The following is a 13,446-nucleotide window of genomic DNA, read 5'->3' on the forward strand; positions in this document are numbered from 1 at the left end:
TGGCATTCGCGGTAAATTGTGCTCAAACCATAGGAGACTGCATGCCCGCTGTTCCACGCTTCAACCGGTTCGCCCTGCGAGCCGCTTTGTACTCCAGCCTGGCGATGCTCGCCTTGACGAGCCGGGCCGCCGATTACCCGGCGCCCAAGGAGGGCAGCTGGATCGCCAAGGACTTTCGCTTTCATACCGGCCAGGTCATGCCGGAACTGCGCCTGAACTACGTGACCATTGGCGCGCCCGGTGGCGAGCCGGTGCTGATCCTGCATGGAACGGCCGGCTCGGCGGCAAGCATGCTGACGCCCGCTTTTGCCGGCGAGCTGTTCGGCGTGGGCCAGCCGCTGGATGCCACCCGCTACTACATCATCATTCCCGACGGTCTGGGAACAGGCAAGTCGGCCCGCCCCTCCGACGGCCTGCGCGCCAACTTTCCCCGCTACAACTACGACGACATGGTGGACGCGCAGTACCGGCTCGTCACCGAACACCTCGGCGTCAAGCACCTGCGCGCGATCATCGGCAATTCCATGGGAGGCATGCATGCCTGGATGTGGGGCGTGAAGCACCCTGACGCCATGGACGCGCTGGTGCCGATGGCGTGCCAGCCCACCGAGATGTCCAGCCGCAACTGGATGATGCGCCGGCTGCTGACCGAGTCCATCCGCAGGGATCCGGAGTGGAACAACGGCAACTACGCCACCCAGCCCCGCAGCGCCCAGCTGGCCTCCGTGTTCTTCGCCACCGCCACCAACGGCGGCAACCTGGCGATGTACAAGGCCGCGCCGACGCGCGCCCAGGCCGACAAGCTGCTGGAGGCGCGACTGGGTGCGCCCTTCACCGCGGATGCAAACGACATCCTCTACCAATGGGAGGCGTCCGCCGACTACAACCCGTCCCCCGGGCTGGAGCGCATTCAGGCTGCCGTGCTCGCCATCAACGCGGCTGACGACGAGCGCAACCCGCCCGAGACCGGCATCATGGAACGTGAAATGAAGCGCGTGAAAAATGGCCGCTACTACCTGATTCCAGCCAGCGACCGGACCACCGGGCACGGAACCACAGGCCAGGCAGCGTGGTGGAAGGCGCAGCTTGCGGAACTGCTGCAAAAAGCGCCACGACAAGGGTTGTAGCCGACGCGCTCCCAGGAAGCATGAACTCCGGCCGGCCCGAAAACCGGCAGGCGCGCCGGCGTTGACGCCGCCATCGGCCGAGGCATAGCATCTGCCTGCGCGGCACTCTTCCATGCGCCCGGCCGTGCGGAGGAATTGCCATGAGCACCACGTCCTCGACCTTCGTCGCCGCCGACGGCGATGGCTATGAACGGCTGATGGGCCGCTGGAGCCGACTCCTCGCGCTGCCTTTTCTCGACTTCGTCGGCACCGCGGACGGCGACCGCATCCTCGATGTCGGCTGCGGCACCGGCCACCTGACTTTCGCCGTGGCCCGACGCACCGGCGCCGGCGAAATGCGGGGCGTGGACATCGCGCTGCCCTACGTCGAACAGGCCCGGCGCCACAACGAGGATGCGCGCATCGTCTTCGAGGTGGCCGACGCCTGCGCGCTGCCGTACCCGGCGCAAAGCTTCGACCGCGTGCTCTCGCTGCTGGTGCTGCACTTCGTGCCGGAGCCGGGCAGGGCCATTGCCGAGATGCGCCGCGTCGCCACGCCCGGCGCGGTGGTCGGTGCGGCGGTGTGGGACGCGCGCGGCGGCTGGATCGCCAACCGCATGTTCTTCGACACTGCCGCCGTGCTCGACCCGGAGGCCGGGGCGCGCCGCGCCCGCAACTACACGCGGCCCCTGACGCGGCCCGGCGAACTGGCGCGGGCCTGGCGCGACGCCGGGTTCAAGGGCGTGGAAGAAACGACGCTCGCCATCCGAATGGAGTTCGCCTCGTTCGCGGATTACTGGGCACCCTTCGAGGGCAAGGACGGTCCCGGCGCGGAGTACGTCGCCACGCTCGACGCGGCCGCGCGCTCACGGCTGCGCGATGCCGTCGAGGCGGCCTATCTCGACGGCGAAGCCGATGGCACTCGCTCCTACGCGGCGCTGGCCTGGGCCGTCAAGGGCACGGCACCGGCGTAGCCGCAGCGGCCGTGTTCACGCGCCGTTGACCGTCTCGTGCACCGCAGGCCGCACGATCTCGATCAGCTCGCAGTGGTCCGGCCAGGCCATGACGGTATGTCGGATGCCGGGCGGCTGCACCCATTGTTGGGCGCCGCCTATTTTCTTGCGACAACTTGTCCAAGAACAATCCGCCCTTCCTGGAGATTTCGCCCTTGGTTTTGTGCCATCGCCTGAAAATCGGCCCCCAGGAGCAGATGGAATCCAAGGGGCGGAAAGCCTTCCTTGCGGATCTTCTCGACCAGGGAGACAAACCACGTGCGCGCGGCCTCGGTCGTGTCCATCCAGTCAGAAATCGTGAATCCAGCGTTCTCGAGAAGCCTGCGCAACTCGTCCGGCTGCACGAGGAAGCTCGTATCCGGCGTGCGTGCCCATGGGACGGGAAACAGGACCGGTCCAGAAGGGCCGGCCAACACGTCGTAGATGGCGAGCGTGCCGCCCGGCTTCAGAACCCGGTGCATCTCCTCGTACAGCCGGATCTTGTCTGGAATGTTCATGGCCACGTGCTCCGTCCAGACGACGTCGAACACGCCGTCGTCGAACGGCAGGTTGGTGGCATCACCCTGGCGATAGTCGACCAGGTCCGCGAGGCCGACCTTGGCAGAGAGCATTGCAGCGGCACGGCAGTATTCGTCCGTGAGGTCAATGCCAGTGACGTGGCAACCGAATTCCCTTGCAAGACAGCGCGAAGTGCCGCCAACACCGCTGCCGACATCGAGCACACGCTTGCTCGCATCGAGACCCGCGGCCCGGGCAAGCTCAAGCGTCGCTGCCCGGCCCCGGATATGAAACTCGTCGACAGGTGCCAGGTCTTCCGGCGTGAGGCGGTCCAGGTCTTTGCCCGCCTTTTCCAGGGCCGCCAGGATGACGCTTCCCACATCCGGGCGGCCGTAATGCGTCTGGATGGCTTCGTTGATCCGATTCGGCATAGAAATCCTCCAGTACCTGTTGGCGTTGTCCAGCGAATGAAAGGGACCTCGCCGTCCCGAACCAGCCGCATGGCGGCGAACGGCGACGAGCGCCACGACGGAGCGGCGAATCTCAAGCTGCGTCGAGGCTGCCGTGCGGCATCTTGCGCCACTTGACGCCGCGCTGCAACGGCTCGCGCTCACTGCGCCAGGCGGATGTTTGCGTCCTTGCGCATGTTTCAGGTCGAGCACGCGCATACCGGCGAGCGGCGCGCCTTTAGCTGCGCCTGCCATGGGTTCGGGAGAAGAGGTCATGTGGGCTGCAATCTAGGCGGCGCGGGAGCCCGCGGCAATGGCAGCACTGCTCCGCGCGATTGGCGAAAAGCGTCAGGGAGCGCCATCGCGCGGCCTGCCGCCGGCGTATGCTTCGAGACCGAGGAGGGTTCAGATGCTCCCCATGGTCATTGCGCTCATAGCGACCGTCGTCCTGCTCGTCTGGATGGGATTCTTCATGATGGGCTCGCTGCCACTGCTGGTGCTCAAGCACGACACGCCGCTGGATTCGCGCTTCATCCGAGGTCTTTTCAACGTCTACTACGTTGCCGTGGTGCTGACCGCGAGCGCGGCAGCACTCAGCTACGCGTGGGCCGGCAAGCCCGCCTTTGCCCTCGGCATGGCATTCATCGCAGCCTTGGCGTTTGCGCTGCGCCGCTGGATCATCATCCCGCGCATGGACACGCTGCGGCACACGATCCCGGTCGCCGACACTTCGATCTTCAGGTTCCGCCGGCTCCACGTCGCCGGGATGATGCTCAACGTGGCGCAATTGGGCACGGTAGCCTGGGCCTTGACGCGGTTGGGTCTTTGACTGCGCGTGGAGGATTCTCCTGAAGTATGTGCAGGCAAGCCACAAGGCCATCAACCGGGCGAGCTGACGGGCCCCTCATCCGGTTTGCGAAATAGGATCACAAGTCCGGAGATCAGGAAGTACACGGCGCCAACCGTCGCATAGCCGCTGAGCGTCCGGACGACCGGTGTACCGGCGCCTTGCTGTGCGATGAAGAAGCCGCCGGCAAGCGCAGACTGCGCGCCGCTCAGCATCATGGCCCATTGCCCACGATCGCTCTTGCGGCGGCGAATGGCCGTCGCCAGCTGCAGGAGACCTGAAGCAATGGCCCAGATCCCGAAGATGACCAGGACGATCTGGTGCCCGAGCACGAGCGAGCCCGTGACCGCAGCTGCGACGATCGTGCTGATCCAGGCGTTCAACACTTGAGTCGGATTGGCTTTGGTGCCGCCCGCCATCCTGGCGTCCAGCAGGTTCGCCAGCGCGTCCCATGCAGGGTAGACGATCAGCAAGGCGGCCGTCGCGACGGCCGATTGCCTGGCCGTGGCGAAGGCCAGCGCGGCCCATGCGAAGGAGAAGGCCGCACGGATGAAGTAGAGCTTGCGCAGCCAGGCGGCCCGCTGAAGATGAGGCTGGATGATGTCGGACATGGATGTGGGGCGAAGGCCGTGGGGATGAGAGCTTTCCGCGCATCGAGCGAGGCGGATGCAACGATTCTTGTCCTGCGCCGCCGGTTGCGGTATCGGTCGGATGACCGACAGGCGCCGGACGAGGACTGTGCGATGCTGTGCGCCCGCCACAGGGATCCCATGCCTGAAGACACGACCATCACCGTTTTTGACGCGGCCCGCGCGCTGGCCTTCATCGGCGATCTGAGCATGGGCCAGCCGATCGACCATTCCCTGCGTACAGCCTGGCTGGCGGGGATGATTTCGAGGGAAGCCGGTTGCAACGCGCCACAGGTCGAGGTCGCGCGGCACGTTGCGCTGCTGCGCTGGTCGGGTTGCACGGCCAATGCGCAGGAGTTCGCGGACTTCCTGGAGGACGACGTGCTCGGTCGGCGAGCCCTTCTGGCGTCCCCGCAGCCGCGGCTGCATCGGCCGCACCGTGCGCCCATCCCTGGGCCAGTGGTTGCCATGGCCCATATTCATTGCGAGATCGCCGGCGACATCGCGGGCATGCTCGGCCTGAGTCCCGATGTGGAAGCGGCGCTGCGCGCCATTTTCGAGGCCTACGATGGCAGCGGCATTCCCGGCGTCCTCCGGGGCAAGGACGTGCCCCTTGCGACTTACGTCGTGGCCCTGGCGAGCGATCTCGAGATCTTCAGCCGCCTCTATGGGCTCGACGAAGCCCTCGCGCTGGCGCGGGGGCGCGCGAACAGCCTCTACCCGGAATTCCTCGTCGAGGCGAGCTCACCGCATGCCCGGGAGTGGATGAAGCTGCTGGATTCTCCCGTCGCGCCGTGGACCGGCGTCGCCGACCAGCCGGCTTCGATGCTTCGGCGCGTCGGGTTGGAACTCGTGGGCGACGTGAGCGACCTCAAGCTTCCCTGGATGACGGGGTACTCGCGCCGCGTGGCGAAGTTGGCGCGCGATTGCGGCACGCAACTGGGAATGAACGAACCGTTGCGCCAACGCATGTACAAGGCCGGCTTGATCCATGGCATCGGGCGCGCAGCGGTTCCCAACGCCATCTGGAACGCGCCCGAACCGTTGCCGGCCTCGTCGATGGAGCGCCTGCGGCTCGTGCCGTACTGGACTTCCCGCGCCGCCGGGCAGATCGACGGCCTTGCGGCCGAGGCAGAGATCGCATCGTTCGCCTTCGAGCGGCGCGATGGCTCCGGCTACTTCCGCGGCCGCTCCGGCATGTCGATGCCGCTCGAAGGACAGATCGTCGCGGCGGCCGAGCAGTGGGTTTCGCATCGCACCCGCCGTCCGTGGCGGCCGGAACTGACCGAGGCACAGTCGCTCGCTCGCATGCACGAGGACGTCGAGGCGGGCCGCTTCGACCAGGAGGTCGTCACCGCGCTGCTCGCCTGTGCCCTGTCGGGAACGCCTGCGAAGCCCGCCGCACCTGCGCCGGGCGACCCGTCGCTTTCCCAGCGCGAACTCGAAGTCCTGCGCTGCATCAGCCGGGGCGACAACACGAAGCAGGTCGCTCGCGCGCTGAGCATCAGCCCGAGCACGGTACGGACCCATGTCGAACGTGTGTTCCGCAAGCTTGGCTGCTCGACCCGCGCGGCCGCAACGCTGAAAGCGTCCGCCAAGGGCCTGCTGTAGCGGGAGACCGGACGGCAGTGCCAGGTCCAAGCGCTGCCTGCAGCAAGGGACTGCACCGCACGCCTTTACTTTCTCGCAAATTGCAGGTGGATCACGTCCGGCGCCACGACCGCTTTCACCATCGCGAGGGCATGCAGGGCTTCGACGCCGTCGAACAGGCGCTCGCCACCCGCGGATGTCGTCGAGTTCATTCGCCCGGATCATTTGCGAGACCATACGAAACATATACAATACGGGTATATTTCGTATAGAGGGCAAGCAATGGGCATCGTGAAGATTTCGGACCTGATGCATGAGAACCTGCGGGTGGCGGGGAATGCCCTGAGCAGGTCCATCAATGCACAGGCAGAGCACTGGATGCGGGTCGGGATGCTGACCGAGATGCATCCGGAACTGGACTACCGGGAAATCTGCCAGCTGCTGATACAGGCCGAACTCGCGGGCGGCCTGGACATTGCCGCGGCTGTCACCAGCCAGCCCGGCAAGCCCCGCGGATCCGCGACTGGGAAGCACTAGTGGCGCACGGCGTTCCCATCAGGTCCGCCGAGGAACTCGCGATGGCACGGCGCGCCGGCAGGCTTGCCGCGGAGGTTCTGGACATGGTCGGGCCCCACGTGGTGCCCGGGGTGAGCACGGAGACGCTCGACCGGATCTGCCACGACCATATCGTGAATGTGCAAGGCGCCATTCCCGCCAACGTGGGATATCAGGGATATCCCAAGACCATCCTCACCTCCGTCAACCAGGTGGTCTGCCACGGCATTCCCTCTCCGGCCAAGATCCTGAAGAAGGGCGACATCGTCAACATCGACGTCGCCGTCATCAAGGACGGCTGGTTCGGCGACACCAGCCGCATGTACTTCGTCGGCGCGCCCAGCGTGCTGGCTCGGCGCCTGGTGGAGACGACGTACGAGGCCATGCTGGCCGGAATCCGGCAGGTCAGGCCCGGAGCGACCCTGGGCGATATCGGCCATGCCATCCAGTCGGTCGCTCACCAGGAGCAGTTCAGCGTGGTGCGCGAATACTGCGGCCACGGCATCGGCCGGATCTACCACGACGAACCGAACGTGCTGCACTACGGGCAGCGCGGTGAAGGTCTCAAGCTGGAACCGGGAATGGTCTTCACCATCGAGCCGATGCTCAACGCAGGCAAGCGCGAAACCAGGCAATTGCCCGACGGGTGGACCGTCGTGACCAGGGACCGGTCGCTGTCCGCCCAGTGGGAGCACATGGTGGCCGTCACGCCCGAGGGATATGAAGTGCTGACGGCCTGGCCGGGAGGCACAGGGAGCTACGCGCCGGTTTGACGCCTGGCCGGGCGAGGCTTGACTCGGGACGGTTGCATCGATGCGGGCAGCTCACACGGGCTCTGGCGCCGGCCCCACATAGCGCCCGCGCGGGCGGATCACCTGCGCCGTGCCCAGCTGCTCCAGGCTGTGCGCCAGGAGCCCGACGCTGCGCGCGGTAGCGAACAGGCCAAAGGCCGCATCGGCAGGCAGCCGATGGTGGGCGGCCATGGCGGCCAGCGCGACGTCGATGTTGGGCTGCAAGCCGGTCAGCTTCGCCACCTTTGCGATGAAGCGTGCGATCACCTTGGGAGGCTCGAACAAGGCCAGCAGCGCGGCCGCGCGCGGATCGCCGTCGGGGTAGAGGTGATGGCCGAATCCGGCCAGCGACAGGCCGTTCGAGAGGTGGTGGGCCAGCACCTGGTCGTCCCCCAGCCGCTCCACCTCGCTGAACAATGCGCCGACGCGGCCCGAGGCGTCGCCATGCAAGGGGCCGGAGAGGGTGGTCAATCCGGCCAGCAGGCATGCGGGCAACGAGGCGCCCGTCGAAGCCGCAATGCGCGCGGCAAAGGCCGAACTGGTCAGCTCGTGATCGGCCAGGAGCACCAGGGCCGTTCGCAGCAGATCGGCCACCTTGGCAGGTTGCTTCCATCCTTTCGCAAAGCGCAGATGCAGCGGTTCGTGGCCGGGTGAAGCCCCGAACGCGTTGGCCAGCCGGCCCACCAGGTCCTGGCCCTCGGCATGCAGCACCCGGGTCAGGCGGCCCCCGGTGGAATGGCCGGCGGCCGCCAGGCTGGCCAAGGCGGCGAAGGCCGCGCCTCGCCCCGGCTTGCCGGAACGCAGGGACGCCATGCAGGCGAAATCGACGGCATGTTCGGCGCCCCACAGGAGCTGAGCCGCATCTTCGAGCGTGGCGGTGCGGGCCATGCGCACGGCATCCCGGCCGCGGTAGTACGGCCGCCCGCGGGAGAACGCGCACAGGGCCGTGGGAATGCTGGGCTCCGACCCGAACAGCGTGTTGGCGGCCAGCGTCTCGTGCTTGCGGCCGGCCTGCTTGCGCCTGGCCAGGCCGGCCACGTCCTCGGCGCGGTAGAGCCTGCGCCGCGTGTCGGCCGGGTCGGGCACGACCTCGAGCTTGCCGCGGCTCACGTACGCGTAGATCGTCTGGGGCTGCACACCCAGCAGCTTGCACGCCTCGGTCATTGAAATCCAGGAAGCCATGGGCAGGTCGTCAGAGTCGATTTCTATTGATTATATGTATCAAGATTGACCGTACTATCAATCTATTCATAGCATAGGCCCAGCTCCGTGAAGAGCGTTCCCGAACAGCGATATGAAACCCCAAGTCCTTCAACTCAATCCGATCCTGATTCCCGCGATCAACGACACGCTCGCCTCGCTCTACACCGTGCACAAGCACTTCGAGCTGCCCGATCCGGAGGGCTGGCTGCGCCAGCATGGCGCGTCGGTCGACGCCGTGATCACCGGCGGGCACACGGGCATCTCGCGCGCGATGCTGGAGCAGCTGCCCAGCCTGAAGGTGGTGGCCGTCAATGGCGTGGGCACCGACGCCGTGGACCTGGCGTACTGCCGGGAGCGCGGCCTGCCCGTCACCGCGACGCTGGGTGCGCTCACCGAAGACGTGGCCGACCTGGCCATCGGCCTGCTGATCGCGGCCTGCCGGAACCTGTGTGCCGGCGACCGCTTTGTGCGGGACGGCCAGTGGGAACTTCATCCGCAGCCCAGTGCCATTCCGCTCGCCCGCAGGTTCAGCGGCATGCGCATCGGCATCGTCGGAATGGGCCGGGTGGGCCGCGCCGTCGCGGTGCGGGCGGCGGCTTTCGGTTGCCCCATCCGCTACACCGACCTGCATGCCATGGACGACGTCGCGTACGGCTTCACACCGCGCCTGGTGGACCTGGCGCGCGAGTCGGACGCGCTGGTGCTGTGCGCCGCCGCGGACCGCGCCGAAGGCATCGTCGATGCGGCCGTGCTCGATGCGCTGGGGCCGCGCGGCTTCCTGGTCAACGTGGCGCGCGGCCGGCTCGTGAACGAAGCCGATCTCACGCAGGCGCTGCTTGACGGCCGCATCGCGGGTGCGGGGCTCGACGTGTTCGTCGACGAGCCGCGCGTGCCGCTGGCGCTGCGCCGGTCCGAGCGCGCGACCTTGCAGGCCCACCGTGCCAGTGCCACCTGGGAGACCCGCACCGCCATGGCCGAGATGGTGCTGGCGAGCGTCGCCCGGGCCCTGGCCGGCGAGCGCCCGGCCATGAGCCTGACCACCTGAGTCCATGCGCGCGCGGCCAGCGGCCGCACATCAAACCTATAAATGGAGACACCCTTGTTCATTCGACACCTTGCCGTTCCCCTGGCCCTTGCCCTCTGCGCCATCCAAACACCGGGCTTCGCGCAGACTTTTCCTTCGCGCCCCGTCACGCTGGTGGTGCCGTTCCCGCCGGGCGGCGGGACGGACACCGGCGGCCGCGTCATCGCCGAGCAGTTGGGCCGGCGCTGGGGCCAGCCTGTGATCGTGGAGAACAAGGGCGGCGCCGCCGGGCAGATCGGCGCCGACTTCGTCGCCAAGTCCAGGCCGGACGGCTACACGCTGCTGCTGGGCAACATCGGGACGCAGGCGATCAATCCCTTGCTGTATTCCAAGCTGCCCTACGACGCCGACAAGGCCTTTGCGCCGGTCTCCCTGGTGGCCGAGTTGCCGCTGGCGATGATGGTCAATCCGGCGGTCCCCGCGAAGACGGCGGCCGACTTCGTGGCGCTGGCCAGGTCCAGGCCGGGCCAGATGAGCTACAGCAGTTCGGGCGCCGGCGGCGCGCCGCACCTGGCGGCCGAGATGTTCAAGGACCAGACGGGTGCCTTCATCGTGCATGTGCCCTACCGCGGCGGCGGTCCGGCCATCGCCGACCTGCTTGCGGGCCATGTGCAGCTGTCGTTCATGACCGTGCTGGAGGCCTCCGGCCACATCAAGGCGGGCAAGCTGCGTGCGCTGGCCGTGACCGGCGACAAGCGCGTGCCGGCGTTTCCCGACGTGCCCACGCTCGCCGAAAGCGTGGCGCCCGGCTTCAACGCGATCTCCTGGATCGGCCTGCTCGCACCGGCGGGCACGCCGCCCGAACTGGTGGAGAAGATCGCCGCCGACCTGCGCGCCGTGCTGGCCGACGAATCGGTCAAGGCGCGCTTCGTGGGGCTGGGCGGCGTGCCGCGCGCCACATCGCCGCAGGAGTTCGCGCGGCTGATCGACGACGACAAGCGCCGCTACGCCCAGATCATCCGAAGCCGCAAGATCACGATCGAGTGAGCGCGGCGCGCGGCCTTTCAAAAGAGACACAGACCCACCCCGAAGAGGAGACATCCATGCAGCTCACATCCCTGGTCAAGATCCTTGCCGTCTCGGCGTCGCTGGCGGCGATGCCGTTCGCCGCATCGGCCGAGGCGGCTTATCCGGCACGCGCCATCAAGATCATCGTGCCTGCGCCGCCCGGCGGTGCGATCGACACCATCGCCCGCGTCGTCGGCGACAAGCTTGCGGTGTCGATGGGGCAGCCGGTGATCGTCGACAACAGGCCCGGCGCTTCCAACAATCTCGGCACCGACGTTCTTGCCAAGTCGTCGCCCGACGGCTACACGATCGGCATCGTCGGCGGCAGCCACAACATCAACAAGTTCCTGTTCAAGAACCTCGGCTGGGATCCGGAAAAAAGCTTCGAACCCATCGTCTACAGCCACGAGGTTCCACTGGTGTTCGCCATCTATCCGCAGCTTCCGGCCAGGACGCTGCCCGAATTGGTGGCGTGGATGAAGGCCCATCCGGACGAGGCCAAGGTTGCCACCTCCGGCCGCGGCAGCGCGCAGGAAATGGCGGCCGAGATGTTCCGCATGGCCAGCGGCGCGCCGATGCTTCTGGTGCCCTACAAGGGCTCGTCCGCCGCGCACCCGGACCTGCTGGCCGGACGCACCGCGCTCTTCATCGACACCCTCAGTGCCATCCAGCCGCAGGTGAAGGCCGGCAACGTGCGCGCCGTGGCGGTGTCGACGCGCAAGCGGACAAGCTCGCTGCCCGACGTGCCGACTGCGGACGAGCAGGGATTGAAGGGCTACGACGCCAACACGAACGGCGGGTTCCTGGCGCCGGCCGGCACGCCCAAGGCCATCGTCGCCAAGCTGAATGCCGAGATCAACGCGGCGCTCAAGCTGCCGGACGTGCGGACCAGGCTGGAGGCTGCCGGCATCGAGATACAGGGCGGCACGCCGCAGGAATACGCCGCGCTGATCAGGTCCGACCTTGCCAAGTGGGGCAGGGTGGTGAAGGAGGCGGGGATCCAGGCGGAGTGAGGACGGATCGGGATCGCGTGCAATGCGCGATGCCAACGGCGTGCAGCCAACCGGTCCCCGATGAGCTTGCTGGCCGGATTCGATCGGACTAATCTCGGCATCCAAGCCGCCCGCCGGCCGGAGGTGCCCGATCATGCAAACGCCGAATCCCGAAGTGACCGCGGAAGTGTTGCAGGCATTTGCCGATGCGTGGAATCGGCACGATGTGGATGCACTCATGTCGTTCATGACACCCGATTGCATCTTCGAAGCCTCCGCCGGCGCCGAGGCCTGCGGCACCCGATACGCCGGCGGCGCGGCGGTGCGAGCTGCTTTTGCAGAAGTCTGGGCGGTCTTTCCCGACGCCCACTGGGGGAACGCGCGCCATTTCGTCCATGGGGACCGCGGAGTGTCGGAGTGGACGTTCACGGGAACACGCACCGACGGAACCCGCGTCGAAGTCCAAGGCTGCGATCTGTTTGCTTTTCGTGCCGGCAAGATTCTTCTGAAGAACTCCTATCGCAAGAACCGTTCGCCGGCTGCGGCCTGATCCTGTGGTTTTCTGCGCCGGGAGAGAGGCGAGCGATTGCTCGAACTGCTCGGTGAGCATGGGCATCGCTTGTCGGGACGAAGTACTCCGCCGAGTTTGGTACGCTGCGCCTGCCTGCAGGCCCATCCGAGCCACTTCGTCGCACGCTCGGTGCTTGCCGACGGAAGCCTGACCCGAAGCGGAACCCAGTCCTCGACTCGGACGGTTGCCCCTGCATCCCCTACACACCGCAACCAGGAGATTCCCTTGAAAAAAAACATCGGCATGATCGGCATCGGCATGATGGGCCACGGCATTGCCACCAACATCGCCAAGCACGGCTACCCGCTGGCCGTGCTCGAGCACGCCGGCAACCAGCCGCTGGACGCGCTCAAGGCCACCGGCGCGCGCAGCTTCACGCGGGCGGCCGACCTGGCTGCGCAGTCCGACATCGTCATCCTCGTGCTCACGGGCTCGCCCCAGGTCGAGGCCGTGCTCACGGGCGAAGGCGGCGTGCTGCAGGGTTTGCGCCCGGGCAGCATCGTCATCGACTGCTCCACCGCGATTCCGGCCTCCACGCTGCGCATGGCCCAGGCCGTGCAGGCCGCGGGCAGCCGCTTCCTGGACACGCCGATGACGCGTACGCCCAAGGAAGCGGCCGAAGGCCGGCTCAACCTGCTGGTCGGCGGCGATGCGGCTCTGCTCGAGGAATGCCGTCCGCTGCTGTCGTGCTTTGCCGAGAACATCCTGCACGCGGGCCCGGTGGGCGCGGGCCATGGCATGAAGCTGCTGCACAACTTCGTCTCGCTGGGCACGGTGGCGCTGATCGCCGAGGCGGCCGCCTGTGCCGGCCAGCACGGCGTGGCGCCCGAGATGTTCGTGGAGATCCTGGCCAAGGGCGGCGGCGGCGGCGTGGCGCTGGAGCGGCTGCGGCCCTACCTGACGGCCAAGGACACATCGAGCCTGCGCTTTTCGATCGCCAATGCGAGCAAGGACCTCGGCTACTACAACACCATGGCGGGCGATGCCGGTGCGCACCGCGACATTGCGGCGGCGGTGCTGCAGACGCTGCAGCATGCGCAGGGCCTGGCGCCCGAGGCCCTGGTGCCCGAACTGGCTGACCTGCTGGCCCGGCGCTGAGCGCCAGCGGCC

The 13,446-nt window shown here is 67.3% G+C and carries 15 protein-coding genes; 11 read left to right on the forward strand and 4 right to left on the reverse strand.

Features of this window, described 5'->3' with window-relative positions; all coding sequences use genetic code 11:
• The first annotated feature begins 41 nt into the window (after nucleotides 1-41).
• Both IB278_RS24875 and IB278_RS24880 read left to right on the forward strand, forming a co-directional pair.
• The gene (locus IB278_RS24875) at nucleotides 42-1,127 is read left to right on the forward strand and encodes an alpha/beta fold hydrolase (protein ID WP_192326313.1); all 1,086 of its coding nucleotides are present in this window, start codon (nucleotides 42-44) and stop codon (nucleotides 1,125-1,127) included.
• 140 nt (nucleotides 1,128-1,267) lie between these two features.
• Complete coding sequence (locus IB278_RS24880) at nucleotides 1,268-2,080, forward strand: class I SAM-dependent methyltransferase (protein WP_192326182.1); 813 nt, start codon at nucleotides 1,268-1,270, stop codon at nucleotides 2,078-2,080.
• Nucleotides 2,081-2,217: 137 nt separating this feature from the next.
• Here the strand turns inward: IB278_RS24880 and IB278_RS24885 are convergent, their stop codons facing one another.
• Nucleotides 2,218-3,342 (reverse strand): class I SAM-dependent methyltransferase, encoded by a 1,125-nt coding sequence (locus tag IB278_RS24885; RefSeq protein WP_225613153.1) that lies wholly within the window; start codon nucleotides 3,340-3,342, stop codon nucleotides 2,218-2,220.
• Nucleotides 3,343-3,475: 133 nt separating this feature from the next.
• Between IB278_RS24885 and IB278_RS24890 the strand changes: the two genes are divergently transcribed.
• Entirely contained in the window at nucleotides 3,476-3,895 is a 420-nt protein-coding gene (locus IB278_RS24890; RefSeq protein ID WP_192326183.1) for a hypothetical protein, read from the forward strand.
• Between the two features lie 50 nt (nucleotides 3,896-3,945).
• On the opposite strand, the gene IB278_RS24895 is transcribed toward IB278_RS24890, so the two are convergent.
• On the reverse strand, nucleotides 3,946-4,524 hold the full coding sequence (locus tag IB278_RS24895) for a DUF308 domain-containing protein (RefSeq protein WP_192326185.1): 579 nt from the start codon (nucleotides 4,522-4,524) through the stop codon (nucleotides 3,946-3,948).
• A gap of 159 nt (nucleotides 4,525-4,683) precedes the next feature.
• On the opposite strand from IB278_RS24895, the gene IB278_RS24900 reads away from it, so the two are divergent.
• On the forward strand, nucleotides 4,684-6,153 hold the full coding sequence (locus tag IB278_RS24900; RefSeq protein WP_145746339.1) for an HD domain-containing phosphohydrolase: 1,470 nt from the start codon (nucleotides 4,684-4,686) through the stop codon (nucleotides 6,151-6,153).
• A 65-nt stretch (nucleotides 6,154-6,218) separates the two neighbouring features.
• Here IB278_RS24900 and IB278_RS34120 read toward each other — a convergent pair whose 3' ends face one another.
• Complete coding sequence (locus tag IB278_RS34120; RefSeq protein ID WP_263864266.1) at nucleotides 6,219-6,344, reverse strand: hypothetical protein; 126 nt, start codon at nucleotides 6,342-6,344, stop codon at nucleotides 6,219-6,221.
• Nucleotides 6,345-6,414: 70 nt separating this feature from the next.
• On the opposite strand from IB278_RS34120, the gene IB278_RS24905 reads away from it, so the two are divergent.
• On the forward strand, nucleotides 6,415-6,669 hold the full coding sequence (locus IB278_RS24905; RefSeq protein ID WP_125965980.1) for a ParD-like family protein: 255 nt from the start codon (nucleotides 6,415-6,417) through the stop codon (nucleotides 6,667-6,669).
• A complete protein-coding gene (gene map, locus IB278_RS24910; RefSeq protein ID WP_192326188.1) occupies nucleotides 6,669-7,460 on the forward strand; it encodes a type I methionyl aminopeptidase in 792 nt (263 codons plus the stop codon). The genes IB278_RS24905 and map overlap by 1 nt, the downstream gene beginning before the upstream one ends.
• Before the next feature lie 51 nt (nucleotides 7,461-7,511).
• Here the strand turns inward: map and IB278_RS24915 are convergent, their stop codons facing one another.
• Nucleotides 7,512-8,660, reverse strand: a complete 1,149-nt coding sequence (locus IB278_RS24915; RefSeq protein WP_192326190.1) for a citrate/2-methylcitrate synthase — start codon at nucleotides 8,658-8,660, stop codon at nucleotides 7,512-7,514.
• Nucleotides 8,661-8,772: 112 nt separating this feature from the next.
• Between IB278_RS24915 and IB278_RS24920 the strand changes: the two genes are divergently transcribed.
• From IB278_RS24920 to IB278_RS24940, 5 genes are all read left to right on the forward strand, one after another.
• Nucleotides 8,773-9,726, forward strand: coding sequence for a 2-hydroxyacid dehydrogenase (locus IB278_RS24920; protein ID WP_192326192.1), 954 nt, complete (start codon nucleotides 8,773-8,775; stop codon nucleotides 9,724-9,726).
• A gap of 42 nt (nucleotides 9,727-9,768) precedes the next feature.
• Nucleotides 9,769-10,752, forward strand: coding sequence for a Bug family tripartite tricarboxylate transporter substrate binding protein (locus tag IB278_RS24925; protein WP_145746334.1), 984 nt, complete (start codon nucleotides 9,769-9,771; stop codon nucleotides 10,750-10,752).
• 56 nt (nucleotides 10,753-10,808) lie between these two features.
• The gene (locus IB278_RS24930; protein ID WP_192326194.1) at nucleotides 10,809-11,786 is read left to right on the forward strand and encodes a Bug family tripartite tricarboxylate transporter substrate binding protein; all 978 of its coding nucleotides are present in this window, start codon (nucleotides 10,809-10,811) and stop codon (nucleotides 11,784-11,786) included.
• 133 nt (nucleotides 11,787-11,919) lie between these two features.
• Nucleotides 11,920-12,315, forward strand: a complete 396-nt coding sequence (locus IB278_RS24935) for a nuclear transport factor 2 family protein (protein ID WP_192326196.1) — start codon at nucleotides 11,920-11,922, stop codon at nucleotides 12,313-12,315.
• A 246-nt stretch (nucleotides 12,316-12,561) separates the two neighbouring features.
• Nucleotides 12,562-13,434 (forward strand): NAD(P)-dependent oxidoreductase, encoded by an 873-nt coding sequence (locus IB278_RS24940; protein ID WP_369651380.1) that lies wholly within the window; start codon nucleotides 12,562-12,564, stop codon nucleotides 13,432-13,434.
• The last annotated feature ends 12 nt before the right edge of the window (nucleotides 13,435-13,446 follow it).

This window comes from Variovorax sp. VRV01 (genome assembly GCF_014852545.1).
Taxonomy (GTDB): domain Bacteria; phylum Pseudomonadota; class Gammaproteobacteria; order Burkholderiales; family Burkholderiaceae_C; genus Variovorax; species Variovorax beijingensis_A.